At 53.4% G+C, this 25,350-nt stretch carries 28 protein-coding genes; 12 read left to right on the plus strand and 16 right to left on the minus strand.

The genetic code is table 11. The features are described from left to right. A complete protein-coding gene (locus IV433_RS22515; protein ID WP_195816031.1) occupies positions 1–345 on the plus strand; it encodes a PTS fructose-like transporter subunit IIB in 345 nt (114 codons plus the stop codon). Positions 346–363: 18 nt separating this feature from the next. Here IV433_RS22515 and IV433_RS22520 read toward each other — a convergent pair whose 3' ends face one another. Both IV433_RS22520 and IV433_RS22525 read right to left on the minus strand, forming a co-directional pair. Then, entirely contained in the window at positions 364–1,227 is an 864-nt protein-coding gene (locus IV433_RS22520; RefSeq protein ID WP_195816032.1) for an AraC family transcriptional regulator, read from the minus strand. A 133-nt stretch (positions 1,228–1,360) separates the two neighbouring features. Further along, a complete protein-coding gene (locus IV433_RS22525; protein WP_101079400.1) occupies positions 1,361–2,125 on the minus strand; it encodes an SDR family NAD(P)-dependent oxidoreductase in 765 nt (254 codons plus the stop codon). A 299-nt stretch (positions 2,126–2,424) separates the two neighbouring features. Between IV433_RS22525 and IV433_RS22530 the strand changes: the two genes are divergently transcribed. The 7 genes from IV433_RS22530 (at position 2,425) to IV433_RS22560 (ending at position 6,336) form a co-directional block, all read left to right on the plus strand. Continuing rightward, on the plus strand, positions 2,425–3,063 hold the full coding sequence (locus tag IV433_RS22530) for a DUF2589 domain-containing protein (protein WP_195816033.1): 639 nt from the start codon (positions 2,425–2,427) through the stop codon (positions 3,061–3,063). Positions 3,064–3,133: 70 nt separating this feature from the next. After that, on the plus strand, positions 3,134–3,733 hold the full coding sequence (locus IV433_RS22535; RefSeq protein WP_195816034.1) for a DUF2589 domain-containing protein: 600 nt from the start codon (positions 3,134–3,136) through the stop codon (positions 3,731–3,733). Continuing rightward, positions 3,726–4,181, plus strand: a complete 456-nt coding sequence (locus IV433_RS22540; protein ID WP_195816035.1) for a lysozyme — start codon at positions 3,726–3,728, stop codon at positions 4,179–4,181. The genes IV433_RS22535 and IV433_RS22540 overlap by 8 nt, the downstream gene beginning before the upstream one ends. 60 nt (positions 4,182–4,241) lie before the next feature. Further along, on the plus strand, positions 4,242–4,745 hold the full coding sequence (locus tag IV433_RS22545; RefSeq protein ID WP_195816036.1) for a ribonuclease domain-containing protein: 504 nt from the start codon (positions 4,242–4,244) through the stop codon (positions 4,743–4,745). Positions 4,746–4,814: 69 nt separating this feature from the next. Beyond that, complete coding sequence (locus IV433_RS22550; RefSeq protein ID WP_195816037.1) at positions 4,815–5,387, plus strand: hypothetical protein; 573 nt, start codon at positions 4,815–4,817, stop codon at positions 5,385–5,387. Positions 5,388–5,447: 60 nt separating this feature from the next. After that, positions 5,448–5,906 carry a hypothetical protein gene (locus tag IV433_RS22555; RefSeq protein WP_195816038.1) on the plus strand — a complete coding sequence of 153 codons (459 nt, stop codon included), beginning with the start codon at positions 5,448–5,450 and terminating at the stop codon, positions 5,904–5,906. A 1-nt stretch (position 5,907) separates the two neighbouring features. Beyond that, a complete protein-coding gene (locus tag IV433_RS22560) occupies positions 5,908–6,336 on the plus strand; it encodes a hypothetical protein (RefSeq protein ID WP_195816039.1) in 429 nt (142 codons plus the stop codon). A gap of 131 nt (positions 6,337–6,467) precedes the next feature. On the opposite strand, the gene IV433_RS22565 is transcribed toward IV433_RS22560, so the two are convergent. Together IV433_RS22565 and metE are read right to left on the minus strand one after the other, a co-directional pair. Beyond that, positions 6,468–7,073 carry a response regulator transcription factor gene (locus tag IV433_RS22565; RefSeq protein ID WP_195816040.1) on the minus strand — a complete coding sequence of 202 codons (606 nt, stop codon included), beginning with the start codon at positions 7,071–7,073 and terminating at the stop codon, positions 6,468–6,470. Positions 7,074–7,290: 217 nt separating this feature from the next. After that, positions 7,291–9,570, minus strand: a complete 2,280-nt coding sequence (metE, locus tag IV433_RS22570; RefSeq protein ID WP_195816041.1) for a 5-methyltetrahydropteroyltriglutamate--homocysteine S-methyltransferase — start codon at positions 9,568–9,570, stop codon at positions 7,291–7,293. Between the two features lie 104 nt (positions 9,571–9,674). Between metE and metR the strand changes: the two genes are divergently transcribed. After that, a complete protein-coding gene (gene metR / locus IV433_RS22575) occupies positions 9,675–10,610 on the plus strand; it encodes an HTH-type transcriptional regulator MetR (RefSeq protein ID WP_195816042.1) in 936 nt (311 codons plus the stop codon). Here metR and IV433_RS22580 read toward each other — a convergent pair. Then, positions 10,516–11,415 carry a carboxylate/amino acid/amine transporter gene (locus IV433_RS22580; RefSeq protein WP_101079403.1) on the minus strand — a complete coding sequence of 300 codons (900 nt, stop codon included), beginning with the start codon at positions 11,413–11,415 and terminating at the stop codon, positions 10,516–10,518. The genes metR and IV433_RS22580 overlap by 95 nt on opposite strands. 187 nt (positions 11,416–11,602) lie before the next feature. On the opposite strand from IV433_RS22580, the gene IV433_RS22585 reads away from it, so the two are divergent. After that, on the plus strand, positions 11,603–11,920 hold the full coding sequence (locus tag IV433_RS22585) for a DUF2756 domain-containing protein (protein ID WP_229893670.1): 318 nt from the start codon (positions 11,603–11,605) through the stop codon (positions 11,918–11,920). Between the two features lie 293 nt (positions 11,921–12,213). Then, a complete protein-coding gene (locus IV433_RS22590) occupies positions 12,214–12,888 on the plus strand; it encodes a hypothetical protein (protein ID WP_195816043.1) in 675 nt (224 codons plus the stop codon). Positions 12,889–12,964: 76 nt separating this feature from the next. Here IV433_RS22590 and ugpQ read toward each other — a convergent pair whose 3' ends face one another. The 11 genes from ugpQ to IV433_RS22645 form a co-directional block, all read right to left on the minus strand. Beyond that, positions 12,965–13,705, minus strand: a complete 741-nt coding sequence (ugpQ, locus tag IV433_RS22595) for a glycerophosphodiester phosphodiesterase (protein WP_195816044.1) — start codon at positions 13,703–13,705, stop codon at positions 12,965–12,967. A gap of 2 nt (positions 13,706–13,707) precedes the next feature. Further along, entirely contained in the window at positions 13,708–14,781 is a 1,074-nt protein-coding gene (locus IV433_RS22600) for a sn-glycerol-3-phosphate import ATP-binding protein UgpC (RefSeq protein ID WP_195816045.1), read from the minus strand. Between the two features lie 6 nt (positions 14,782–14,787). Beyond that, positions 14,788–15,633, minus strand: coding sequence for a sn-glycerol-3-phosphate ABC transporter permease UgpE (ugpE, locus tag IV433_RS22605; RefSeq protein WP_104924086.1), 846 nt, complete (start codon positions 15,631–15,633; stop codon positions 14,788–14,790). Beyond that, the gene (gene ugpA, locus IV433_RS22610) at positions 15,630–16,517 is read right to left on the minus strand and encodes a sn-glycerol-3-phosphate ABC transporter permease UgpA (RefSeq protein ID WP_104924085.1); all 888 of its coding nucleotides are present in this window, start codon (positions 16,515–16,517) and stop codon (positions 15,630–15,632) included. Before ugpA ends, ugpE begins: the two co-directional genes overlap by 4 nt. Before the next feature lie 175 nt (positions 16,518–16,692). Next, positions 16,693–18,006, minus strand: coding sequence for a sn-glycerol-3-phosphate ABC transporter substrate-binding protein UgpB (gene ugpB, locus IV433_RS22615; protein ID WP_195816046.1), 1,314 nt, complete (start codon positions 18,004–18,006; stop codon positions 16,693–16,695). Positions 18,007–18,228: 222 nt separating this feature from the next. Beyond that, entirely contained in the window at positions 18,229–19,416 is a 1,188-nt protein-coding gene (locus IV433_RS22620; protein WP_195816047.1) for an aminotransferase-like domain-containing protein, read from the minus strand. A gap of 131 nt (positions 19,417–19,547) precedes the next feature. Further along, positions 19,548–20,249: a high-affinity branched-chain amino acid ABC transporter ATP-binding protein LivF gene (gene livF, locus IV433_RS22625; RefSeq protein WP_195816048.1), complete on the minus strand. Its 702-nt coding sequence runs from the start codon at positions 20,247–20,249 to the stop codon at positions 19,548–19,550. 27 nt (positions 20,250–20,276) lie between these two features. Beyond that, positions 20,277–21,047, minus strand: coding sequence for a high-affinity branched-chain amino acid ABC transporter ATP-binding protein LivG (livG, locus tag IV433_RS22630; protein WP_195816049.1), 771 nt, complete (start codon positions 21,045–21,047; stop codon positions 20,277–20,279). Then, entirely contained in the window at positions 21,044–22,333 is a 1,290-nt protein-coding gene (locus tag IV433_RS22635) for a high-affinity branched-chain amino acid ABC transporter permease LivM (RefSeq protein ID WP_195816050.1), read from the minus strand. Before IV433_RS22635 ends, livG begins: the two co-directional genes overlap by 4 nt. Next, positions 22,330–23,256 (minus strand): high-affinity branched-chain amino acid ABC transporter permease LivH, encoded by a 927-nt coding sequence (gene livH / locus IV433_RS22640; protein ID WP_195816051.1) that lies wholly within the window; start codon positions 23,254–23,256, stop codon positions 22,330–22,332. Before livH ends, IV433_RS22635 begins: the two co-directional genes overlap by 4 nt. Positions 23,257–23,419: 163 nt before the next feature. After that, on the minus strand, positions 23,420–24,532 hold the full coding sequence (locus IV433_RS22645) for a branched-chain amino acid ABC transporter substrate-binding protein (protein WP_101079415.1): 1,113 nt from the start codon (positions 24,530–24,532) through the stop codon (positions 23,420–23,422). 404 nt (positions 24,533–24,936) lie between these two features. Here IV433_RS22645 and panM point away from each other — a divergent pair, with 404 nt between their 5' ends. Then, positions 24,937–25,317 (plus strand): aspartate 1-decarboxylase autocleavage activator PanM, encoded by a 381-nt coding sequence (gene panM / locus IV433_RS22650; protein WP_195816052.1) that lies wholly within the window; start codon positions 24,937–24,939, stop codon positions 25,315–25,317. The last annotated feature ends 33 nt before the right edge of the window (positions 25,318–25,350 follow it).

Genomic DNA, 25,350 nt, shown 5'->3' on the forward strand with positions numbered 1-25,350 from the left:
ATGTCATTAAAACTGGTCGGAGTCACCGCCTGCATCAGCGGTGTCGCACACACGTATATGGCGGCAGAACGCCTGGAAAAGCTGTGCTTGCAGGAAAAATGGCAGGTGAAAGTGGAGACGCAGGGCGCGCTGGGTGTCGAGAACGTGCTTTCGGATAGCGATATTGCTCAGGCGGATATCGTTTTGCTTATTACGGAGATCCAGCTGGAAAACAGTGACCGCTTTACTCACAGCCGCTGCGTACAGACAGGCATTCACACTTTTTTGCGCACGCCGGAAAAAGTCATGGCTGCAGTGAAAAAGATCGCCGCATCTCCGCAGGGTACGCACATCGTTCTCGCATAATATTGGCCATCAGCGCGTTTACGGCTCCAGACTCTTAAACTGGCTGCGATACTGGCGGCGATATTCGGAAGGGGAACGTTCGGTGCTTTTCTTAAACTGGCGGCAAAAATAGTTGCTGTCGATATATCCGCAGGCATGGGCGACTTCTTTCACTTTCATGTCATACCCTTTCAGCAGATTTTTTGCCTGCTCCAGCCGCACATAGTTCAGATATTCGTTCAGCCCAATCCCGCCGCTTTTCTGAAACAGATGTGACAGATAATTCGGTGAAATATAAAACGCCTTGGCGACGGAATCCCGCGTGAGCGGTTCGCGGTAATGCTCTTCGATATGCTGGCGTATCGCGCCGAAAAGCGCCTGACTGCGTGATGCGGTATGCGCCGATGAACCGAATAAATCCAGCGCGTGGCTCAGTAATCCTTTTACCAGGAACCGCGCCGTCCGCTGATCCGCCCGGTGCCAAGCCAGTTCATTGAGCGCCTGCAACATAAAAGCGCCCACGCGCGGCCCGCGCCTGCCGGTATTGCCTTTTTCACGTGAATCAAACTGCTTGCCGTCCCAGCCGAGCAGGCTGAAACCCAGCTGCTGTTTGCCAAATAACAGGCTCAGCGTGCGAACCGGCGTTTGCCACTGCGGACTGTTCCAGCCTTTTGCGGGCACGAATAACGCATCTCCCGCCTGCATCCGGACAACCTGACTCACGCCCTGCTCATTTTCCCATTCCATCCTCTGATCCCCTTCAAGGATGAGCTCCAGACGCGGAAAACCTACCTGATACGCCAGCTCCGGCACCGGATGCTGGGCACCGGCAAAAAAGACCTGCCGGACGCCTTCGGGTTGCTCAAGTACCGGAGATAAAACGGAAAAAAGAGGGTGCGTCATGTTCAGGTTACCTGTCAGCGGAATCACGTCATCATAACTAACCTGCGGCGCAGACAGAAAAGGAAGTCACAAATTTGGGAGGAGTACCGGGAAATCCGGCCTGCCGGTGAAGCAGCGGGCCGGAAATATCAGCTTATGCCTGCGGAGGCTGTCCGTTGGACGCCGACAAACCGCCATCAACCGGCAGGTTTACGCCGGTCACGAAACGGGCGTCGTGGCTGGCAAGAAAGGCAATCACATCTGCGATTTCTTCCGGTTCCGCACCCCGTCCCAGTGGAATTCGTTCGGCAAATTTAGCCAGCAACGGCTTGTTGTCTTTAATTCCGGCCGCCATCTCCGTAAAGGTCAGTGACGGGCACACCGCGTTAACACGCACGCCGTCTTTACCGTGGTCCATCGCAATCGAGCGGGTAAAGTTCGTCACGCCGCCTTTTGCCGCATTATAGAAACTCATTCCCCAGTCGCCGCCGGTACCGGAAACCGAGGAAATGTTGACGATATTTCCCTTACTTTTGATCAACGCAGGCATGAAGAAACGCGTGCAGTAAAAGACGCCGCTCAGATCAATGGCGATAATTTTCTGCCAGTCATCCAGACTCGCTTCGGTCGCTTTACCTTGTACAACCACGCCAGCGCCGTTAACTAGCACATCAACACGCCCGAATTTGTCTTCGATCACCGCCGCCATCCGCTCGACATCCTGCGCGGAAGAAACGTCCGCCAGATGAATGTAATACTGCGTGCTGCTCAGCGTTTTGGCGACTTTCTCCAGTTTCTCTTTTGTTCTCCCCACCAGCACGACAATCGCGCCTTCCGAAGAAAAACGTCGCGCCGATGCCGCGCCCATGCCAGAACCCGCGCCGGTCACGACAACCACTTTATCTGTAAATCGGTTCATGTTCTCTCCCTGTTCAGATGAAGGAATAAATCCGTGAAACAGGCTTTAAGCCTAGCGGAGAACCGCGCCCTTCGTGGATATCAGCTGCATTACTTCACCCGGATAGCACTACAGCCGCCGTATTACGGGGGCTGAAAGAGACGTAACAAAGTGCGAATGAGGCGGATGGCAGATCCCCCTACCGGCCATTTATCTCCCGTTTCCAGCCAGCCAACGGATATTTTCATGGCACACGTCGCCCTACTCTTTGTCTGCGGGTCCGCACCTCGTATCGCACTTATCCAACAGGAGTAAACATTATGGATTCACAATTTATTGGTTCCGTCATCAATGCCCTGCCACTGGAAAACATGATTGGCGGGCCGTTGCAGGCCATGATCAAAGCGCAGGTTCAGGCCAGTAAAGCTTATGCCGACTTCCTGCTTTCGGTTTGTATTAAAGATGGCAAGGCAGAGGCCGTTCAGTTTGACTACGACGAAACGGTTGTCGATCAGGCTGGCGTCATCCAGGGGGTGGTCAAAAAGACCATGCGCATTCCTCTGCTGGCGGCCATCACCCATCCGATTATTTGTATTGAAGAAGGTACGATTGACTTCGAACTTGAAGTGACTCAAAGCGAATCCAGCTCCAGCAGCGATGACGCCGAAGGCTCTTTCGAAGCCACTTTGGGCTGGGGGCCGGTCAAAGTAAAAGTCTCCGGGCGTGTTTCACATAAAGCCGAACAAACCCGTAAATCCGATACCCGCGCCAAATACAGCATCCACACGCAGATCAAACGCCAGCAACCGCCGGAAGCACTGATGCGCGTGATCGACTTCCTGACGGATGCCGCGACTAAACCTGCCGTTCTGCCAGCCGAAGCGAACAAAAAAGAGCTGGATGCTTTCACACCAACAGCAACATCCGCGGATAAAACCCCGGAAAAAGCACCAGCCTGATCATGCCGGTGTCTGACAACGTCTAATCCGAAGGCCGCCAGCGCGGGGCCTTTTTAATCAGGAGCAGGTTATGTCTTTAAAAAGCTGGCTACGGGGCGGGAAAACTACTGGCGAAACATCGTCGGGCGGAGCGGTTCCTCCTCCGGGGAATTCAGGCACGCCGCCTCCACCGTCACCGGGAGGGCTGATGCCGGTATCGCTTGAAGAAGTTACCCGCGGTATGCAACAAGCGGCTAGCGCAGCCAACCAGCTGATTGCACATCAATATATGCAGGCGCTGGATCCGTATTTTGAACATCTTGATGACGGTTCAGTCGTACCGCGCACGATGATTATGCAGATTGACGACAAGCATCATTTCGAGCTGCCTTTAGTCGCACTCTCCACGCCGCGTGGGCTGATGCTGGAAAAAATGAAGGTTCATCTGACCATCCGTACCGATGGCGTTGAACAGTTGCCCATTGAAGGTGGCGAAGAAAACGTCAGTCGTTTTCACGTAAGTCTCTCGCCTGCCAGCAAAAATCAGGAAGGCCGTGACAGCCGTCATGTGGATATCGAGATGCAGTTTACCGTGCTCGAACCACCCGAAAGTGTCATGCGCCTGATTGATGAATACACCAACCGGGTTATCCCGAAACCTAACACGACAGAGGTATCTGCTGATGAGTGAGCCACGTTTATCTACCGGCGCAAAAGGGGTTGCGCTGATCAAAACTTTCGAGGGACTGCGTCTGGAAAAATATCAGGATGTTGTCGGTAAATGGACCATCGGTTATGGGCATCTTATCCTGCCGGATGAATCTTTTTCTGCTGCAATCCCGGAAGCGCAGGCTGACGCGCTTTTGCGTCAGGATCTGGGTATCAGTGAGAAAGCAGTGAATCAGTACGTCATTGTTCCGCTCACGCAGAATCAGTTTGATGCGCTGGTCTCTTTCACCTTCAATCTTGGCATCGGCAATTTGAAAAGCTCAACATTACTGAGAGTGCTGAATGCGCGTCAGTATCAGGATGCGGCTAATGAATTCCTGCGTTGGGATAAAGCGGGTGGGAAACAGGTTGCCGGATTAATCCGGCGTCGTACGGCAGAGCGCGCGTTATTCATCAGCCAGCCGGAATAACGTGTTCACCGCCTTTCATTTTATATTCCCGAACATTCATGAATACAGGAAATAAACATTATGACAATTCGCCGAAGTTATTTATCGGGATTATTCCCGCAACTGGTTTTTTTATCTTTTTTGGCTTTACTGACATCAACGGCGAATGCCGTCGATAAAATAAAGTGTGATATCGCTGTTCATGATGCCAATCAGCAACTGGAAACGGATAATAACAAGACCATCAATGATGAAGCCAGCCTGGTAAAATTATTACGGACATTAAATAAGGATGACGTTTTGCCCGTGCAATATGTCACCACGGACTATGCCAAAAAACAGGGCTGGAGCGGAAATTCGCAGGATTCTCTTTGGAAAGTCTGGGTACTCAATAAGAAAGAGATTGGCGGAGACAGTGTTCAGATCCCGGAGCAGAAAAGTGGCGAAAAATGGTACAGCGCGGATCTGGAATCCGTCCGTGGATTACGCAGTGCAAAACGTCTTATTTATTCACCTCAAAGACAGGAGCGTTATTTAAGCACCAACGAAAACACATCCAGAGTTATTATTAAAGCCTGTATTTAAACAGCATTGAACGATAAATATCACACCTGAAGGTCCATTACTCATTTATATTCGTTGAGAGGTATCACCATGTTTGAAACTTTTACGCTTCAGCAACCGGCAGGCAGCGATTCTTGTGGCGCATTTTCTCTGGCGGCATTAGTCAATGCCCGTAATCAGGGACTGCCCGTCAATACACCCACCGGTGCCACGGTATATAACGATATTATTGCAAGACAGAATCCTCTTCCTCCCGGCTATCCGCTAATTTTTGCCCCGCCGGCACCGCGCTCGTTACCTTCAAGTCTCGTTCGTGTCGGTATCGCTCGTGGGTTTAACGATCAGGTGCAGGTTATGGTGAATAAACCGTTAATGCCCGTCGCCATGCATCCTTTAATTGGGCCGGAAACCACGCGGATTGGTAGCACAGCAGCGGTTATAAGCAGCACCGCCAACCTTCAGGCTCTGGTTCAGGCCGCAGGTTATTACCTGGCGCTGGTGCTCGATGGCAATCACTGGATTGCGCTCGGGCGGAACGCACAAGGTTTTTACGCCTACGACCCTGCATCAAATTTCCACGGGGCCGTAAACCAGCCAGTCGGGAACCGGGTGACACTCAACGGCGTGCAGTATGACTTCTCAGGAATTGTAATCTGTTTCTGAACCGCGCTTCATTCTTCTTCAGTGCCACTCCGGTGGCACTGTCTTTCTAAGGAGTTCACTATGGCAGCCGTCATGCTTGAATCCTCACAAAGTTTTCTTATCAGCCAGATCCTGGCTGCCTTTTCCGGTTTGTTTGGCGGACTGAGTATTTCTTTCTTCTGGCAGCCAAAAAAATTGCATCAGCACGGACGTTTTTCCGCCGGACTTATCATTTGCAGCATCAGTGTCGCGGCCACATTTACCCTCGGCGGTCTGGTATCGCGCTGGCTGGGGATGAACTTTGATCAGGCTGATAATGCCATGGGATTAGGCTATGGACTGGGTGTGATCAGTGTCGGAGTGATTGCCTGGCTGGCAAATTTTTTCAACCGCCGGGAAGACAGCGATATTCTCGAAGTCGCAGGAGAGCTGAAGCGAGTGGCTCGCGGGCTTCGCGCCAAAGGATCTCCGCCAGCAATTTCGACAACAAAATCGACGCGCAGAAGAACCACCACCAGCAAACCATCACGAGGAGAATAGGATGAGTCATTTAGAATGGCCGGGATTTTTCCTGCTAACCCTCCTCGATATGATGACAGCTGTGATGATTTTCTTCTGCGCACTCAATGAACGTATCCTGCTGATGTCAGTTTGGTACCGCGTTGGCCTGATTACTGCCGCGCTGGGTTTTGCCGCACAAGGCGCACTGAATTTGCCTTACCTGCTTTATGGCACGCAGCTTTATGCCAATGAAATTCCGTTTTGGGCTTTAAAGGATATGGGGATTTCGATGGTCGCCACCCACTATTTTTGGCTGGTTCTGCGCGATAAGCGAAAGCTGGGTACGCCTTTGGAACAAGACCGGGCAGCGAAGGCCGATAAATCGAGGAAAACGCGGGTGAGGAAAACATCGGTTCCCGCTGTGGCGCCAGCAGGCAGGAAGAGAACAACCACCAAAACTAAATCCTGATTAACTTATCAGACGTTGCGGCAGTAACGTCTGATCCTTTTCAGCCACACTGAAGATGAATAATCCCTGGTGAAAAATAAACGCCTGATGGCGGATTCTATTTACTTATTGAAACGGTTTTTTCAAAAAAATTACTCGTCGGATGACATCATCATCGCAGCCTGTGTTCTGTTTTTCACATTAAGGCGACGATAAATAGATTCAAGATGGGATTTTACTGTTCCGGCACTAATATTAAGAAGACGACTAATTTGTTTATTTGATTCTCCGGCTGCAATAAGCCTTAACACTTCCCGCTGACGATCGCTTAATCTCGTTAATAATGCCTGTTCGCTATCCATATCCCACACACTTTCACTGTGCGGAATACAGACCATTCCGCAGCATGCCGTTTTTATTACCTGGAAAATAGTCTCCATTGACGCCTCTTTTGAAACGACTGCAACAGCATGATGCTCGAGGAAGCGCCGTAGCGAGTCTTTTCTTACCTTCATTAACATCACGATGATACGGATATGGGGATATCGGGCAGCAATATCATCCAGCAAGATGAGCTGTGAACTATTCTCCATTCCTCCGTCAATCAGTATTACGGAAATAGGGGTCGCCGAAAGTATCTCCCAAATATTTTCACATTGATTGACGCCATTAACAGAGATGTCCGGCATTGTATTTTTAAGACCAGCCGTCAATCCCTGTATAAACAGCGGCAACGGATCAACAATGAGTATGTTCATTATAATGACTCCCATAACTTAGAAATTGCGTGTGTGTCGGACCAGAGGAAAATTCCTCTGCTTAACGAGTATTGACGCAATAATTAAGAAAGGGAGACGTCATTCAGCCTATGACATCAGACCAACAGACAAAAGCAATACCCCATATTTCAGTGAGGGAAATAAAAAAAAGGGGCACCTGAGTGCCCCAAAACGTTTCAGCAACAACACAACGTAATCAGAGGTTCTCTGCGCGCAGACGTTTGGCGGCTTTCACCATGTTTTCCAGCGATTCGCGGGTTTCCGGCCAGCCACGGGTTTTCAGGCCACAGTCCGGGTTTACCCACAGGCGTTCTGCCGGGATACGGTCCGCCGCTTTGCGCAGCAGGTCTTCAATCCATTCCACACTTGGCACGTTCGGTGAGTGAATGTCGTAAACGCCCGGCCCGATTTCGTTCGGATACTCGAAGTCTTTGAATGACTCCAGCAGATCCATATCGGAACGTGAGGTTTCGATGGTGATCACGTCGGCATCCAGCGCGGCAATGGAATCCATGATGTCGTTGAATTCGCAGTAACACATGTGGGTGTGGATCTGCGTGTCATCGCTGGCAATCGCGGCGTTCAGTTTGAAAGCATCGACAGCCCAGCGCAGGTAAGCATTCCATTCTGAGCGGCGCAGCGGCAGACCTTCGCGGAGTGCCGGCTCGTCAATCTGGATGATGCCAATACCGGCTTTTTCCAGGTCTTCCACTTCGTCGCGCAGCGCCAGCCCGATTTGCTTCGCGATGGTTTCACGGCTGACATCTTCACGCGGGAACGACCAGCAGAGAATGGTCAGCGGGCCAGTCAGCATGCCTTTCACCGGTTTTTCGGTCAGCGACTGTGCGTATTTCGCCCACTCAACGGTGATAGCTTCCGGACGGCTGACGTCGCCGATGATAACCGGCGGTTTGACGCAGCGGGAACCGTAGCTCTGTACCCAGCCGTTTTGCGTGAACACAAAACCGTCCAGATGCTCACCGAAATATTCCACCATGTCGTTACGTTCAGCTTCGCCGTGAACCAGTACGTCGATATCCAGGCGTTCCTGTTCTTTAATCGCCTGGCGGATGTGCTCGCTGATGCCGGTACGATATTTGTTGTTGTCCAGACGGCCCTGTTTAAAGTCCAGACGCAGACCACGAATTTCGGTGGTTTGCGGGAATGAACCGATTGTGGTCGTCGGCCATGCAGGCAGATTAAAGCGGGCACGCTGCGCAACGGCACGCTTCGTGTAAACGTTTGGACGTTCAATGTCCGCCGCCGTAATCGCAGCAACACGTTTGCCGACGGCTGCGTTATGAACGCGTGCAGATTCGCGGCGGGCGCGGATTGGCGCGCTGTATTCCGCCAGTTTTTGCTGTGCTTCTGCGGTCGGGTTGTTCAGTGCCGAGGTCAGCAGTGACAGCTCGGCACATTTTTGCAGGGCAAAGGCGAACCAGCTTTTCACTTCTTCATCCAGACGGCTTTCAACGCTTAAGTCGATCGGGCTGTGCAGCAGTGAACATGAGCTGCCGATCCAGACATTGCGGCCCTCAATCAGCGGCTTGAGGCGGTCAAACCAGGTGCTCAGATCCGCACGCCAGACGTTACGGCCATTAATCACGCCCAGAGAAATCAGCCAGTCTTTTGGCAGCGCGTTAATGACGGTTTGCAGGTCGTCGCGACCGGCAACAGCATCAATGTGCAGTCCCTGAACCGGCAACTGGCGGATCGTGTCGAGGTTGTGGCCGACGCTGTCGAAATAAGTCGTCAGCAGCAGTTTGATTTTGCTTTGTTGCAGCGCGGTGTAAGCCGGTTTGTACGCATCCAGCCATTCCTGAGGTAATTCCAGAACCAGCGCAGGTTCATCAATCTGCACCCATTCGATATCGCGTTTGGCCAGTTCAGCCAGCACCTGCTGGTAAACAGGCAGAATGTCGTTGAGCAGTGAAAGGCGGTCAAATTGCTCGCCTTTCACTTTGCCGAGCCAGAGGTAAGTCAGCGGCCCGAGCAGGACAGGTTTCACTTTGTGGCCGAGCGCCAGTGCTTCATCCACTTCTTCCAGCAGCTGTGTCCAGGTCAGTTTGAATTTCTGGCCTTTCACAAACTCCGGCACCATGTAGTGATAGTTGGTGTTAAACCATTTGGTCATCTCCGCAGCGGCAGCCGGTTTACCGGTCGGTGCGCGGCCACGGCCAAGACGGAATAAGGTATCGAGATCGACAGAACCGTCGGCATTCTGGTGACGTGCTGGCACATTGCCCAGCAGGAGGCTGGTGGTCAGTACGTGATCGTACCAGGCGAAATCGCCCACCGGTACCTGATCCACGCCTGCTTCAGCTTGTTGTTTCCAGTGACGGGCGCGCAGTTCACGTCCGGTTGCCAGCAGTTCTTCCTGAGTGGAGTGACCTGCCCAGTAGCTTTCTTGTGCTTTTTTAAGTTCACGACGCAGACCAACGCGTGGAAAACCCAGAGTGTGATTCAGTATCGTCATCTTTTTAATTCCTGTTTAGCCGTCCAGATGTTTACACATCCATAATCCGCAGGTACTGTATATTCCACAAGCGCAAATTATTCATGTCACAGTGAAGGACTCTCATGATCGAACTGAAACACCTGCGAACGTTGCAAGCACTGCGCAACACCGGGTCACTGGCCGCCGCCGCCTCGCAGCTTCATCAGACACAATCGGCCCTGTCGCACCAGTTCAGCGACCTTGAGCAACGGCTGGGTTTCAGGTTGTTCGTGCGGAAAAGCCAGCCGCTGCGGTTTACGCCACAGGGCGAAATCATGCTGAATCTGGCAGAACAGGTGCTGCCGCAAATCCAGCAGGCGTTGCAGGCGTGCAATGAGCCGCACCAGACTTCACTGCGCATCGCGATTGAATGCCACAGCTGTATTCAGTGGCTGACGCCCGCGCTGGATAACTTCCACCAGAGCTGGCCGCATGTGGTGATGGATTTCAAATCCGGCGTGACGTTTGACCCGCAACCGGCGCTGCAACAGGGCGAGCTGGATATTGTGCTGACCTCCGATATTCTGCCGCGCAGCGGTTTGCACTATTCCCCGATGTTCGATTACGAAGTCCGTCTGGTGCTGGCACCGGATCATCCGCTGGCGGCTAAAACCGTGATTACGCCGGAAGATCTGAGTACGGAAACCCTGATGATTTATCCGGTACAGCGTCAGCGTCTGGATATCTGGCGGCATTTTCTGCAACCGGCAGGCGTCAGCCCGTCGCTGAAAAGCGTCGATAACACGTTGTTGTTGATTCAGATGGTGTCGGCAAGAATGGGAATTGCGGCGTTGCCTCACTGGGTCGTGGAGAGTTTTGAGCGCCAGGGCCTCGTCGTGACTAAGACCCTGGGCGAAGGTTTATGGAGCCGTCTGTTCGCCGCCGTGCGCGACGGCGAGCAGCGTCAGCCCGTCACCGAAGCGTTTATTCGTTCGGCGCGGCAGCACGCGTGCGATCATCTGCCGTTTGTTCGCGACGCGGCACGACCCAACGCCGGTGTACCCACAGTGAGGACATAATCACCGCAGCGCCGATAATAAAACTCGGCCAGTGAGGCTGCTGTTGCCAGATCGCCAGATTGACCAGCAGCCCGGCCGGGACGTGGAAGTTGTTCATAATCCCCAGCGTTCCGGCGTCCACCTGCGTGGCCCCGTAGTTCCACATGAAATACCCGATCCCCGACGCGCCAATCCCCAGCCACACCAGAATGCCCCATTGCAGATCCGTGGTCGGCAGTTTTTGCGGATTTCCCCACAGGAACCAGGCCACGACGGCGCACATCAGCGCACCGATATAGAACCACGAAAACGCCGTGTGTTGCGGCATCGGGCGGGTTTCCATCAGGCGTTTATATCCTACCTGACCGATGGCAAAGCAGATGTTCGCCGCCTGCACCAGCAACAGGCCGATGATGAAATGTTCGCTGATGTGGTCGTAACGGATAATCGCCGCACCGGCCACCGCCAGCAGCGCGCTCAGCGCGTAGCCAATGCGGATTTTGCGCCCGCTGATCAGGTCATAAATCAGCGTCACGTACAGCGGCGTCATCACCGTAAACAGCAGGAACTCCGGCACCGACAGGTACAGATACGCTTCAAAGCTGATGAGATACATGATGCCAAGCTGCATCGCGCCGACCGCCATATACAGCAAAATGGTGGTGAGCTGATGGCCTTTCCAGCGCAGGAACGGCAGGAATACCAGTGCCGCCAGCCCCAAACGGACCAGCACGGCAAAGACGCTGTCGACCTGTCCGGCCAGATAAACCCCGATCAGGCTGAACGAAAAGGCCCACAAAATAGTGGTGATAATAAGTAAAGGCACGGCAGTTGAGCCCTAAAATGTAAGAGATGCACGATTGTAGCGGAATGCGGATAACCGCGGCGCGTGAAGGTGGTTTACATATGGTCAATTATAGAGCAAACGAGAGCATCCCCACGCTTTGAGGGATTCGTGCCGTGAAATCTCACACCCGTTGGTGTGATGGCATACACTTAAGGAATGACCGGAAATGGAGAATAACCAAATGAAATTCATGCATGGAATCATCGCCGCCCTGCCGCTGTTGTTCGCCGTACAGGCCGCCAGCGCAGCCGAGAAGGTGCCTAATCCTAACGATCCGCTGCTGACCAATCCGTCACAACAACGGATGCAGCAACAACAGCAGGTTAATCAGCAGATGCAAAAGCGTCAGCAGGAACAGGATTTGCGCAGCAGCCAGCAACAGCAGCAACTCAAACTGAAATCCCAGATTCAGAGCAACCAGCAGCGGTTGCAGATCCAGCAAAATAACCAGACGCTGAATCAGAAGTTAAATCAGACGCCTTAATTTTTAATACCGGCAGAGGCACGCGGTGCCTCTCTTTCCACTCAGAAAATATTCCCACAAATTTCATTACCTCAATAAATTATTTCACTTTGCGTCTATCACGATCTGAAATTTATTATCCCCTTCTGATCAAAATTATTATTAAGGTTTTTAGTTTATCTGGCCGATAAGGAAAAATAAGCTCTGCCACTAAAACGCAGGGTTATGTATCCTTGTGTCTTATTCTCAATAAGCGAAATATCAATTTAAAATTCTTTGACAGTGATTTATAAAATAAAAAGGGAAATTATCAGATGAAAGCTTCAACAGGGATTGCCGTCGTTACTGCCAGTTTATTATTATCCGCCTGTTCCACCCCTAAAACAGAAAAAATCACTGCCGCCAATGGCAGCAGCATCGGGTTATATTCTGGTTTCGCCTCGGCTGATTTAAATAATAACCGCGCGCCTGACGTCGTTTTGCGTGAAGTAACGCCCGCTTATACTGCCGCAGGCGTCGGGCTTAACGTACTGACATCAGTGCTTTCAGGTGGTATCGCGGTAAACACGTTCAGTAAGGAAAATCTGAAAGGGACTAAAATTGATGCCCTGCCGGAACCGACATCAGCTTATCTGACACCAAGAGCCAAGCCGCTTATTGCCCGCTGGTTAGAAAAAAATGGTAACGGCTATCAGTATAAAAACAATCTGAATATTGTCGCAGCACAATGGCTGCTGGTTTATAAAGACCTTTCATCGGCCAATTCAGATTACGAATTACGTTATACCGTTAAGTTCTACAAAAAACCGGAAGACGCGAATATGTTCTCCGCCTGGGTAATAGCGGAATGTACGCCGCCGGTAGTGGCAGCACCTCTGGCCGACTGGCGTGCAAACAACTATGCGCTGGTCACCAAAACTACCGGGAAATATATGGATTCCTGTCTGCTGGAGCTGGATAACCAGTTGCCGCGTCTGCTGAAACACTGATTATTCTGTTTCGGAAAACAATTAAGGCGCGATTATCGCGCCTTAATTGTTAGCAGCATCAGCTTACTTAAAATCTTTACTCAAAATCCGGCCCGATCACATCAATCTTATCCGTACAGATGCAATCCACGCCCCAGCGCAGTAACTCGCGGGCACGGTCCGGGTTATTCACGGTATACACCAGAATATGCAGCCCGGCGGCTTTGATCGCTTTTACGCGCTCTTCATTGAGCAGTTTGTGATTGAGATGCAGCGACGCGCATTCGAGTTCGTCGGTCAGGGCTTTCCAGTTTTCATGCCATGAGTCGATCAGGAGACCGCGCGGAAGCTCCGGGGCGGCTTTTTTGGCGGCGACCAGTGCATCGAATTCAAAGGAAGAAAGCAGCGGCGGCACGGCCTGGTTTTTCCACAATTCACGGGCAGCCAGCGCGATGTCGGTTCCGGTTTTTTCATCCAGCCCGGTCGTCGGTTTAATTTCAATATTTGCCATCATGTTATGGCGCGCACAACGTTCGGCGACCTGCGACAGCAGCGGGAGTTTTTCTCCTTTGAACTCTGCGCCATACCAGTCACCGGCGTCGAGACGTTCGAGTTTTTCCCACGGCAATTCCCCTGCCACGCCCCAGCCATTACTGGTGCGGTTCAGCGTATCGTCGTGCAGTAAGAAAATTTCCCCACCCTGCGCCAGCTTGGCGTCAAATTCGATCATCGTATGACCGTATTTCGCGCCCACGTCGATAGCCGCCAGCGTGTTTTCCGGTGCCAGAGCACCGCCGCCGCGGTGCGCCACAATGCGAGGATAAGGCCAGGCTTTCATGTTCATTCCATCCGTAATCCGCTGTTGGTATCGAAAAAGTGTAACGCTTTCGCCGGGAAAACCAAGCGCAACAGCGAACCTGCGGTGGGAAATACTTCATGCGATAAGCGCACCACAACGCCGCTGCCCGCCAGTTTGCCGTGCGCCAGATTATCTGCGCCCAGCAATTCCAGCGTATTAAGCACCATCGGAATGCCGTTTTGCGTGTCGTCCGTCAGCTGAATATGTTCAGGACGAATACCGACCGTCAGTTCGCGGCCGCCCCATTCCGGGCGCGGAACCGGCAGCGGAAGCTCAAAACCGCCTTCCATCACCAGCGACGTGCCGTCGGTGGTCAGCTGGCCGGGCAGTAAGTTCATGGCCGGAGAGCCGATAAAACTGGCGACAAACAGGCTGGCCGGACGGCGATAAACTTCCGACGGCGTGCCAATCTGCTCGGCGATACCTTTGTTCATCACGATAACGCGTTCTGCCAGCGTCATCGCCTCAACCTGATCGTGCGTGACGTACAAACTGGTGGTGCGCAGACGGCGGTGCAAATCCTGTAATTCGAGGCGCATCTGCACGCGCAGTTTGGCATCGAGGTTAGAAAGCGGTTCATCGAACAGGAAAACTGCCGGTTCCCGCACAATGGCGCGCCCCATCGCGACGCGCTGACGCTGGCCGCCGGAAAGCTCGCGCGGTTTGCGTTTCAGCAACGGGCCGAGTTCGAGAATTCGCGCCGCTTCTTCCACACGCGCGTGGATCTGCGCCTTGCCGAAACCGCGAATTTTCAGGCCGTACGCCATGTTGTCGAACACGCTCATGTGCGGATACAGCGCGTAGTTCTGGAACACCATCGCAATGCCGCGATCTTTCGGTTCCAGATCGGTGACGCGCTGGTCGTTAATGTAGATATCGCCGGACGTCGTGCGCTCAAGCCCCGCCACCATGCGCAGCAGCGTGGATTTCCCGCAGCCGGAAGGCCCGACCATCACGATGAATTCGCCGTCGGCCACGTCCAGATCAATGCTCTGGATAATCTGGTTTTTGCCGTCGTAAGACTTGGTCACTGCCTGTAATTTCAAATTTGCCATTTCGGTTTACTTCTCACTGTCTACCAGACCGCGCACAAACCAGCGCTGCATCAGGAGCACCACCGCCAGCGGTGGCAATAAGGTCAGGATCATGGCTGCCATCACCTGATTCCATTGGGTCGAGCCGTCGCCTGAGGAGATCATGCTTTTAATCCCCGCCACCGCCGTGCCCATCGAGGCATCGCTGGTGATCAGAATCGGCCACAGATATTGGTTCCAGCCATAGATAAAGGTGATGACGAACAGCGCGGCCAGGTTGGTTTTGGACAGCGGCAGCACGATGTCCCAGAAGAAGCGCATCGCGCCCGCGCCATCGATACGCGCCGCTTCGAGCAGCTCATCCGGCAGGGTCATGAAGAACTGGCGGAACAGAAACGTCGCCGTTGCCGACGCCATCAGCGGCAACGTCAGGCCGGTGTAGCTGTCGAGCATATGCAGATTGGCGATCACCTGAACGGTCGGGAAGATACGCACTTCCACCGGCAGCATCAGCGTCATGAAAATCAGCCAGAAGAACAGGTTACGCAGCGGGAAACGGAAATAGACAATCGCGTAAGCCGAAAGCATCGAGACCGATATTTTCCCAACAGTAATCACCATCGCCATAATAAAGCTGTTGATCAGCAGGCGGCCAAACGCCGGGCTGTTGTTGCCTGCGCCCTGCGTCCAGATGGTGCTGATGTTTTCCCACAAATGGCCGCCGGGGATCAGCGTCATCGGCACGTCGAAAATTTGTTTGTTATCCAGCGACGCCGCCACAAACGCGACGTACAGCGGGAACAAAATCACCAGCACGCCGAGCAGCAACATGAGGTGGCTGAAAATATCCAGCCCTCTGCGGTTTTCAATCATTGGTAACGCACCTTACGCTCGACAAAGCGGAACTGAATGAACGTCAGGCCGATCACCAGCATCATCAGAATGACGGACTGCGCGGCGGAACTGGATAAGTCCAGACCGGAGAAACCTTCGCGGTAGACTTTGTAAATCAGGGTCGTTGTTGCCTGAACCGGGCCACCGCCTGTCGCGGCGTCAATCACCGGGAAGGTATCAAAGAAGGCGTACACCAGATTCACCACCAGCAGGAAGAAACTGACCGGCGAAATCAGCGGTAACACCAGATTGAAGAAACGTCGCACCGGGCCTGCGCCGTCGATGGCGGCCGCTTCCACCAGCGATTTCGGGATCGACTGCAACGCCGCCAGAAAGAACAGGAAGTTGTAGCTGATTTGCTTCCAGACCGACGCGAGCACGACCAGGAACATCGCCTGACCGCTGTTTTGCGCGTGGTTCCAGTTGTAACCGATAGAACCGAGGAAATGCGAAATCAGGCCAAGGCCGGGGCTGAACAGGAACATCCATAATACGGCAGCCACGGCGGGTGCAACGGCGTACGGCAGGATCATCAGCGTCTGATAAATCCGGCTGCCGCGAATAACGTGATCGACCAGCGCGGCGAAAAACAGCGACAGCACCAGCCCGAAAAAGGCCACCATAAAGCTGAATTTCAGCGTGGTGTAGAAGGAGTCGAGATAGTACGGATCCTGAAACAGCTGCGTGAAGTTCGTCATGCCCGCAAAAGTGCTGGAAAGCCCGAACGGATCCAGTGTCTGCACCGAATACCACAGCGCCTGCCCCGCAGGCCACAGGAAGAATATCGCGGTGATCAGCAGTTGCGGCAATACCAGTGCGTAAGGCAGCCAGCTGCAACCAAAACCGGGACGGTGTGAACTCATAATGGTTTACTCGTTGATACGGTGACGGGTTTAGCTCCTCCCCTTGCAAAGGGGGAGGCTGTTTTGCTCCCTCCCCCTTTGCAAGGGGAGGGTTGGGGTGGGGTATTAATGACAACTCAGTCGTTTGCTAAACCCCCTCCCGACCTCCCCCTTCGCAGGGGGAGGAGCAAGAAAATTACTTGGTAGAGGCTTCGAAGCGACGCAGTAATAAATTCCCGCGCTGTACCGCTGTATCTAACGCTTCTTTAGCTGTCTTCTTGCCGCTCCAGACGCTTTCCAGTTCTTCGTCCACGATGGTACGAATCTGTGGCATGTTGCCCAGACGCAGACCTTTGGTGAACGGCAATGGCGGTTTGTTCAGCATCTGGCGGGTGGCAACGTCAGAACCCGGGTTCTTCTCGTAGAAGCCTTCTTTTTTGGTCAGCTCATACGCGGCCGTTGTCACCGGCAGATAACCGGTTTTCTGGTGCCATTCAGCAGCGATTTCCGGCGTGGTCAGGAATTGCAGGAATTCGGCAACGCCTTTGTAGGTGTCTTTGTCTTTACCGTTCATCACCCACAGGCTTGCACCGCCGATGATGGCATTTTGTGGCGCGCCTTTGATGTCTGCGTCGTAAGGCATCATGCCTACGCCGTAGTTGAATTTGGAATACTGACGGATATCGGCCAGAGAACCGGAAGAGGCGGTGGTCATCGCGCAATCGCCGTTATAGAACTTGGCGGTGGATTCGTCTTTGCGACCAAAATAGGTGAAATCACCTTTTTTGTTCATGTCTTCGAGCATCTGGATGTGTTTGATTTGCTCTGGTTTGTTGAATTCCAGAACCGCATCAGTGCCATCGAAACCGTTATTTTTGGTCGCGATCGGCAGGCTGTGCCAGGCGCTGAAGTTTTCAATCTGGATCCAACCCTGCCAGCCGCTGGCATAGCCACATTTCATGCCCGCTTCGCGCAGTTTCTGGGTGTAAACCGCCATGTCCTGCCAGGTTTTTGGCGGCTGATCCGGGTTCAGGCCGGCTTTCTTAAAGGCATCTTTGTTGTAATACAACACCGGCGTGGAGCTGTTGAAAGGCTGCGATAACAGGCGGCCTTTGGAATCGGAGTAGTAGCCGGAGACGGTCGGCACAAACTGGGAAACGTCTTCTTTAATGCCGGCATCGCTGAACACTTCGTAGACCGGTTTGATGGCTTTGCTCGCCATCATGGTCGCGGTGCCCACTTCGTAAACCTGCAAAATAGCAGGCGCATTACCGGTGCGGTATGCCGCAATACCGGCAGCCAGGCTTTCGTCGTATTTACCTTTGTAGACAGGCACGATTTTGACATCGGGGTGCGTCTGGTTAAAACGGTCGGCCAGCGAGTTCACTTCTTTACCTAATTCGCCGTCCATGGAATGCCAGAAAGGAATTTCTGTTACAGCAAAAGCGTTGGCGCTGAAAGCCAGCGTCAGCGCGGTGCCGATGACCGTTTTTTTGAGATTGATGAACATGCCTGTCTCCTGAATTCTGCTGGTGTAAAAGGGGCAGAGATAAATGGGGTATTGAGAAACGTTTTTATGCGGAGGTAACATGACACGGCTAAATTACAGATAAATAACAGTTAAATGACATTAACGTTACAGCAGCATGAAGTGCAGGTGACGAACAGATGGCAAAAAAGAAGGCGCATCGGGTGAGCGATGCGCCTTATAAAGAAGGGAAATCCGGGGGTTTTACAGCGCGCGTTTCAGGCGGGCAACGGCCTCGTGCATCTGCTCTTCGGTCGCGGTGGCGAACGACAAACGGAAGGTCGAGTGATCCGGATTATCGGCATAGAAGAACTCGCCCGGCACAAACACCACGCCCTGCTCCAGCGTCTTTTTCATCCACTCAGCGCAGTTACGCGGCTCGCGGAAACGCGCCCACAGGAACATGCCGCCTTTCGGGTATTCAAACGTCAGCACGTCGCCCAGTTCGCGTTCCAGCAGCTCCGCCAGAATCTGACATTTCTTTTTGTACGCGGCACGGATCGTTTCGATTTGCGCAGGCAAACGCCCCAGACCGAGATAGCATTCTGCAATCGACTGTGACAGCGCGCTGGCGTGCAAATCGGCTGCCTGCTTGATGATGGCGACTTTGTGCAACAGCCAGTCAGGCATAATCACCCAGCCCAGACGCAGGCCCGGTGCCAGGATTTTGGAGAACGTTGAGGTGTAAATGATGTTGTCGGCATGGCCAAACAGCGCTTTCGAGAGCTCAAACAGCGTTGGCTGGCGTTCGTCGGTGAAACGCAGTTCACCGTACGGATCATCTTCCACAATCAGGAATTCATGTTTCGCCGCCAGCTGAACCAGCTGTTCACGACGCGCGCGGCTCAGGGTCACGCCGCTCGGGTTGCCGAACGTCGGCACCAGATACACGCCTTTAATTTTGCGGGTTTTCAGCAGTTCGGCCAGCTCATCGACAATCATGCCGTCGCCGTCGGTGCCGACGGAAAGGATATTCGCCTCGGCCAGTTCCAGCGTTTGCAGTGCGGCCAGATAGGTCGGGCGCTCTACCACAAAAATATCGTCCGGATTCACTACCGCGCGCATCACCAGATCCAGCGCCTGCTGGGAACCGGCGGTCACCACGATATCATCGGGTTTTGCCACCACGCCGCGTTCCTGACAAAGCTCAGCAATACGCTCACGCAGCGTATAACTGCCTTCGGTCAGGCCATACTGGAATGCGTGCTCCGGCTGTTCCGTGATCGCCTGCTGCGTCGCCTGACGCAGACCGTCAAAATCAAACAGCGCCGAAGAAGGAATACCACCCGCCAGTGAAATAACGCCTTCCATTTTGCTGTGTTTCAGCAGCTCCCGGATGGCTGAACTTTTAAGCCTGACCATACGGGCGGCGAGTAAACCTTCTGTGTTCATGAAATCTTCCTGAAGATGTGCAAAGTTATTAGAATGTGAGAGATGTTAATTTATAGGCAAAATAAAAACCGCAAAGCGCTTGCCGTGCGGTTTACTAGATTTATCACAGATTTTCGAAATCCAAAGCGGATTTATGCGCCGAGATAGGCCGCACGCACCGCTTCGTTCGCCAGTAATGCCGCGCCGGTGTCTTCCAGCACCACATGACCGTTCTCCAGCACATAACCGCGATCGGCGAGTTTCAGCGCCTGATTGGCGTTTTGCTCGACCAGGAAGATGGTCATCCCTTCTTCGCGCAGTTGCTGGATAGTGTCAAAAATCTGCTGGATGATGATCGGCGCCAGACCGAGCGACGGCTCGTCGAGCAGCAGTAAACGCGGCTGGCTCATCAGCGCACGGCCAATCGCCAGCATCTGTTGCTCGCCGCCGGACATGGTGCCGGAGCGTTGCAGACGGCGCTCCTTCAGACGCGGGAACAGCGTATACACGCGTTCCAGACGTGACTGATACTGATCGCGCGTCGCAAAGAAACCGCCCATCGCCAGATTCTCTTCCACCGTCATCCGCGAAAATACGCGACGGCCTTCCGGCACAATCGCGATATCGCCACGCATGATTTTGGCGGTCTGCCATTGGGTGATGTCCTGGCCTTCGAAAATAATCGCGCCGTGCGACGCCCGCGGTTCGCCACATAAACTGCCGAGCAGCGTGGTTTTCCCCGCGCCGTTCGCGCCGATCAGCGTGACGATTTCCCCTTTGTTAATGCTCAGGCTGACTTCATGCAGCGCCTGGATTTTGCCGTAATGGGCGGATACCTGATTAAATGACAACATCTTGTTCTGCCTCTTAGCCTTCGCCCATTAACCTTCGCCTAAATAGGCACGGATCACGTCAGGATTATTACGAATTTCAGCCGGTGTGCCCTGCGCCAGCGGCGTACCCTGATTCACCACGTAGATACGGTCGGAAATGCCCATCACCAGTTTCATGTCATGTTCAATCAGCAGGACCGAGACGTTGTGCTGGTTACGCAGTTCGGCAATCAGCTGGTTCAGCTCTTCGGTTTCACGCGGATTCAGACCGGCCGCGGGTTCATCGAGCATCAGGATTTCCGGCCGCGTCACCATACAGCGGACGATTTCCAGACGGCGTTGCTGGCCGTACGCCAGATTACCGGCCTGACGGTTCGCCAGTTCGAGTAAGCCCACGCGTTCGAGCCAGTCGGCGGCGCGATCCAGCGCTTCGGCTTCTGCACGACGGAATCCCGGCGTTTTAAGCAGACCGGCCAGAACGCCACTTTTCAGATGCTGATGTTGCGCGACCAGCAGGTTTTCAATCACCGTCATTTCGCGGAACAAGCGGACGTGCTGGAAGGTTCGCACCACGCCCATACGGGCAATTTTCTGCCCCGGCAGGCCTTCAAGATGCTGATCGCGCAGCTTGATGGTGCCGCCGCTCGGCTTGTAGAAACCGGTCAGGCAGTTAAATACCGTGGTTTTACCGGCCCCGTTCGGGCCGATAAGGGAAACAATTTCGCCCTGATTGAGGTTCAGCGCCACGTTGTTGACCGCCAGCAGGCCGCCAAAACGCATCATCAAACCTTCAACGGCTAACAGAGGTTGCGTGCTCATGCCTGTTCCCCCTGATCGGCGATTTGTTTTTTAGACAATTTGAGTTTCAGCTGCGGACGTTTCATCGGCAGCAAGCCCTGCGGACGCCAGATCATCATCAGCACCATTAAGGCACCGAGCAGCAACATGCTGTATTCGTTGAGGTCACGCATGAGTTCGCGGGAAACCACCAGTAAAATGGCCGCCAGAATAACCGCAAACTGCGAGCCCATTCCCCCGAGCACCACGATGGCCAGCACGAAAGCGGATTCCGCAAAGGTGAAGGATTCCGGGCTGACAAACCCCTGACGCGCGGCGAACAGCGTACCGGCAAAACCGGCAAACGCGGCGCTGATGGTGAACGCGGTCAGTTTGATGCGGGTCGGATTCAGCCCCAGTGAACGGCAGGCAATTTCGTCTTCACGCAGCGCTTCCCACGCGCGGCCCAGCGGCATACGCAGCAGGCGGTTGATGATGAAAAGCGTCACCAGCACCAGCAGCAGCGCCACCATGTACAGGAAAATAATCCTGTCGCTCGGATCGTAGGTCACATTGAAGAAGTTGCTGAAGGTATCCCAGCCGCCGTCGCGCGGTGTCCGGCTGAATTCCAGCCCGAACAGCGTCGGTTTGGGGATCTGGCTGATGCCGTTCGGCCCGCCGGTCAGTTCGGTATTGTTGAGCAACAAAATACGGACGATTTCGCCAAACCCGAGGGTCACAATCGCCAGATAGTCGCCCCGCAACCGCAGAACAGGGAACCCGAGCAGGAAACCAAACGCCGCAGAAACCAGCCCCGCCAGCGGTAACGCTTCCCAAAAACCGATGCCGTAATAGTGGTTGAGCAGCGCATAGGTGTAAGCGCCGATAGCGTAAAAACCGCCGTAACCCAGCACTAACAAACCCGACAATCCGACCACCACGTTCAGGCCAAGACCCAGCATGATGTAGATGAGCGTCAGCGTGGCGATATCCACCGTGCCGCGCGAGACGATAAACGGCCAAGCGATGGCGGCAATAATCAGCACCAGCGCCAGCAATTTTTGTTTCGGCGTTGAGCCGTCAAAACTGGGCAACACCCAGCCCGGCCCGGAGACTTTTTTCAGGCCACTGCTCACCAGCGGACGGAACAGCTGAAACACGAAAACAATCGCACAGCCAATCGCAATCCACATCCAGCGAACTTCGCCCGCGCCGTTCACCACCAGTTTGGTGCCATCCAGGCTCAGTTGCAGCCCCATAATGAACGCAGCCAGAACCAGCAGAACGAAAGCGGAAACCAGCGCGTTTAACAGATTCAGGCGCTTCATACTTTTTCCACCTCCGGACGACCCAGAATACCGGTTGGCAGCACCAGCAAGACCACAATCAGCAGTGCAAAGGACACCACATCTTTGTATTCCGTGCTCAGATACGCCGACGTCAGCGCTTCGGCCACGCCCAGAATCAGGCCGCCGATCATCGCGCCCGGAATGCTGCCGATGCCACCCAGAACCGCGGCGGTAAAGGCTTTCATCCCGGCCATAAAGCCGATGTACGGGTTAATCACGCCATAGAATTGCCCGAGCAGAACGCCCGCCACCGCCGCCATTAATGCGCCGATCACGAAAGTCAGGGAGATCACGCGGTCAGTACTGATCCCCAGCAGGCTGGCCATTTTGAGGTCTTCGGCGCAGGCACGGCACGCGCGCCCCATGCGGGAATAACGGATGAACAGCGTGAGCGCCAGCATCGCGATAAAGGTCACGACCCAGATAATCAGTTGCATGGTGCTGATGGTCGCCGCAAAGCCGTTCGCTTCGCCGAGTTTCCACTGGCCGGTGACCAGGCTTGGTAACGCCAGATCGCGTGAGCCTTGCGTGAGGCTGACGTAGTTTTGAAGAAAAATTGACATCCCGATGGCAGAAATCAGTGCAATAAGACGTTTGGAGTTACGCACAGGCTTATACGCCACGCGTTCAATACTCCAGCCGTACGCACTGGAAATCACAATCGCCGCGATAAATCCGGCACCGATCAGCAACCAGCTGGCATCGATACCCATCATCATCAGGGCGGCAATCACGATAAAGGAGACATAACTGCCGATCATATACACCTCGCCGTGGGCGAAGTTGATCATGCCGATAATGCCGTAAACCATGGTGTAACCAATGGCGATCAGCGCATAAGTGCTGCCCAACGTCACACCGTTGAACATCTGCTGAATGAAATAGAGGAACTGCTCTGACATACCCTATCCTTATTAATCAAGGGTTTGATGACTTGTGCTACTCCTCCCCCTGCGAAGGGGGAGGCCGGGAGGGGGTTATGCAAACGATTGAGTTGCCATTAATACCCCACCCCAACCCTCCCCTTCGCAGGGGAGGGAGCGGAGGACCACTTTGTTGCGGTTTTTATTTGATAGGGGTAGACGTACCGTCTTTATGCCACTCGAAGATACCGAATTCGAATCCTTTCAGATCGCCCTTCTCATCCCAGCTCAGCGGGCCCATTACGGTGTCCACGGAAGCTGATTTCAGGTTTTTAGCAATGTCTGCCGGTTCCATGCTGCCGCTACGTTCCATACCGGTGGTCAGCGCCTGCAATGCAGCGTAGGTGGTCCAGACGAACGGACCGGTTGGATCCAGTTTCTTCGCTTTCAGGGAATCAACGATTGGCTGGTTAGCCGGAACCTGGTCATAACGTTTTGGCAGGGTCACGAACATACCTTCGGACGCATCACCGGCAATGTTAGACAGTGAGGAGTTGCCCACGCCTTCCGGCCCCATGAATTTCGCATTCAGACCAGCCTGTTTGGACTGACGCAGGATCTGGCCCATTTCCGGGTAGTAACCGCCGAAATAGACGAAGTCCACGTTGTCTTTCTTCAGACGTGCAACCAGCGTTGAGAAATCTTTGTCGCCTGCGGTGATACCTTCAAACAGTACGACGTTGCCGCCGCCTTTTTTCAGCGCGTCCTGTACGGAACGGGCCAGGCCTTCGCCGTATTGTTGTTTGTCATGCACAACCGCAATACGTTTTGGTTTGATGGTGTTGAGGATGTAATTTGCGGCGGTCGGGCCCTGATCGGAGTCCAGACCGGTGGTACGCATCACCATTTTGTAACCGCGGGTGGTCAGGTCTGCGTTGGTCGCGGCTGGCGTAATCATCAGAACGCCTTCGTCTTCGTAGATGTCTGAAGCCGGCTGTGTTGAGGATGAACACAGGTGGCCAATCACGTAACGGATACCGTCGTTGATCACTTTGTTGGCAACGGCGACCGCTTGTTTCGGATCACATGCGTCGTCATATTCGACACCAACCAGTTTGTCGCCCTTCACGCCGCCTTTGGCGTTGATGTCTGCGATCGCTTGTTTAGCCCCTGTAAACTCCATATCACCATACTGGGCGACCGGACCTGACATAGCACCAACGATGGCGACTTTGATATCTTTTGCGAATGCCGCCTGACTCATTGCTAATGCAATACACCCTGCCAGCCAGATCTTACCCTTAGTTACTTTCATCCGATTACCCCGTTTGATGTGTGTTGTGGTTTGCTCTTTGCCTGCCTGTTCAAAACATCATCACTTAAGAAATTTAGTATAAGTAATAATGAGTTACCGGCTTATTTCGCCTTATTTTCGAATAAGACTTTATAATTCATATCATTAAACAGGAATTTTCTTCTGCAAATCAAATAGCACAGTCAGAAATATGAGGTGTAAACAGAATTTTATTTGGATGGAAAATCGGTTCCCTTTTAAACAATCAGCCGTTAACGCTGGCATTATTGATTAAAGCCAACATTTATCGCTTATACAGGGATCGCTGAAAAAGTTTTCAACCTGTTACTGTACAAAAAAAGTTACGCCCGATTTTCAGACGGATCCGCTACACTAAACGCCTCTTTTTTCTGACCGTCCACATCATGAAATTAACCATCCAAAAACTCACTTCGCTCAGCCCGCAGGATCTTATCGATCTGGCAAAAGTCTGGCCTGAACAGACGGAAAGTGACTGGCAAGGCAGCCTGAGCGAACACCACGCGCTGTTCGCCGCCGTGTTTAACGAGCGCATTCTTGGCGCGGTGAAAGTCCGGCTGAATGGCGACCACGGCGAGCTCAGGGATCTGCGGGTTCGCGAAGTGACGCGGCGCCGCGGCGTCGGGCTGTATCTGATGGAAGATTTGCAGGCGCAACTGCCGCAGGTCAAAAGCTGGGAAATGCCGTCCGATGGCGAAGCCGTGACCGATACCTTTATGCAGGCCTGCGGTTTTTCCCTGACAGGGAATATCTGGAAGAAGCACTAATCCGCGCTGAATTTCAGGCATAAAAAAAAGCGA

Source organism: Rahnella laticis, assembly GCF_015644585.1.
GTDB classification, from domain to species: Bacteria; Pseudomonadota; Gammaproteobacteria; order Enterobacterales; family Enterobacteriaceae; genus Rahnella; species Rahnella laticis.

What these genes read in the sequence shown, in the direction of transcription:
- IV433_RS22515 (WP_195816031.1), top strand. Translation starts at nt 1, where the DNA reads ATGTCATTAAAACTGGTCGGAGTCACCGCCTGCATCAGCGGTGTCGCA.
- IV433_RS22520 (WP_195816032.1), bottom strand. Translation starts at nt 1,227, where the DNA reads ATGACGCACCCTCTTTTTTCCGTTTTATCTCCGGTACTTGAGCAACCC.
- IV433_RS22525 (WP_101079400.1), bottom strand. Translation starts at nt 2,125, where the DNA reads ATGAACCGATTTACAGATAAAGTGGTTGTCGTGACCGGCGCGGGTTCT.
- IV433_RS22530 (WP_195816033.1), top strand. Translation starts at nt 2,425, where the DNA reads ATGGATTCACAATTTATTGGTTCCGTCATCAATGCCCTGCCACTGGAA.
- IV433_RS22535 (WP_195816034.1), top strand. Translation starts at nt 3,134, where the DNA reads ATGTCTTTAAAAAGCTGGCTACGGGGCGGGAAAACTACTGGCGAAACA.
- IV433_RS22540 (WP_195816035.1), top strand. Translation starts at nt 3,726, where the DNA reads ATGAGTGAGCCACGTTTATCTACCGGCGCAAAAGGGGTTGCGCTGATC.
- IV433_RS22545 (WP_195816036.1), top strand. Translation starts at nt 4,242, where the DNA reads ATGACAATTCGCCGAAGTTATTTATCGGGATTATTCCCGCAACTGGTT.
- IV433_RS22550 (WP_195816037.1), top strand. Translation starts at nt 4,815, where the DNA reads ATGTTTGAAACTTTTACGCTTCAGCAACCGGCAGGCAGCGATTCTTGT.
- IV433_RS22555 (WP_195816038.1), top strand. Translation starts at nt 5,448, where the DNA reads ATGGCAGCCGTCATGCTTGAATCCTCACAAAGTTTTCTTATCAGCCAG.
- IV433_RS22560 (WP_195816039.1), top strand. Translation starts at nt 5,908, where the DNA reads ATGAGTCATTTAGAATGGCCGGGATTTTTCCTGCTAACCCTCCTCGAT.
- IV433_RS22565 (WP_195816040.1), bottom strand. Translation starts at nt 7,073, where the DNA reads ATGAACATACTCATTGTTGATCCGTTGCCGCTGTTTATACAGGGATTG.
- metE (WP_195816041.1), bottom strand. Translation starts at nt 9,570, where the DNA reads ATGACGATACTGAATCACACTCTGGGTTTTCCACGCGTTGGTCTGCGT.
- metR (WP_195816042.1), top strand. Translation starts at nt 9,675, where the DNA reads ATGATCGAACTGAAACACCTGCGAACGTTGCAAGCACTGCGCAACACC.
- IV433_RS22585 (WP_229893670.1), top strand. Translation starts at nt 11,603, where the DNA reads ATGGAGAATAACCAAATGAAATTCATGCATGGAATCATCGCCGCCCTG.
- IV433_RS22590 (WP_195816043.1), top strand. Translation starts at nt 12,214, where the DNA reads ATGAAAGCTTCAACAGGGATTGCCGTCGTTACTGCCAGTTTATTATTA.
- ugpQ (WP_195816044.1), bottom strand. Translation starts at nt 13,705, where the DNA reads ATGAAAGCCTGGCCTTATCCTCGCATTGTGGCGCACCGCGGCGGCGGT.
- IV433_RS22600 (WP_195816045.1), bottom strand. Translation starts at nt 14,781, where the DNA reads ATGGCAAATTTGAAATTACAGGCAGTGACCAAGTCTTACGACGGCAAA.
- ugpE (WP_104924086.1), bottom strand. Translation starts at nt 15,633, where the DNA reads ATGATTGAAAACCGCAGAGGGCTGGATATTTTCAGCCACCTCATGTTG.
- ugpA (WP_104924085.1), bottom strand. Translation starts at nt 16,517, where the DNA reads ATGAGTTCACACCGTCCCGGTTTTGGTTGCAGCTGGCTGCCTTACGCA.
- ugpB (WP_195816046.1), bottom strand. Translation starts at nt 18,006, where the DNA reads ATGTTCATCAATCTCAAAAAAACGGTCATCGGCACCGCGCTGACGCTG.
- IV433_RS22620 (WP_195816047.1), bottom strand. Translation starts at nt 19,416, where the DNA reads ATGAACACAGAAGGTTTACTCGCCGCCCGTATGGTCAGGCTTAAAAGT.
- livF (WP_195816048.1), bottom strand. Translation starts at nt 20,249, where the DNA reads ATGTTGTCATTTAATCAGGTATCCGCCCATTACGGCAAAATCCAGGCG.
- livG (WP_195816049.1), bottom strand. Translation starts at nt 21,047, where the DNA reads ATGAGCACGCAACCTCTGTTAGCCGTTGAAGGTTTGATGATGCGTTTT.
- IV433_RS22635 (WP_195816050.1), bottom strand. Translation starts at nt 22,333, where the DNA reads ATGAAGCGCCTGAATCTGTTAAACGCGCTGGTTTCCGCTTTCGTTCTG.
- livH (WP_195816051.1), bottom strand. Translation starts at nt 23,256, where the DNA reads ATGTCAGAGCAGTTCCTCTATTTCATTCAGCAGATGTTCAACGGTGTG.
- IV433_RS22645 (WP_101079415.1), bottom strand. Translation starts at nt 24,532, where the DNA reads ATGAAAGTAACTAAGGGTAAGATCTGGCTGGCAGGGTGTATTGCATTA.
- panM (WP_195816052.1), top strand. Translation starts at nt 24,937, where the DNA reads ATGAAATTAACCATCCAAAAACTCACTTCGCTCAGCCCGCAGGATCTT.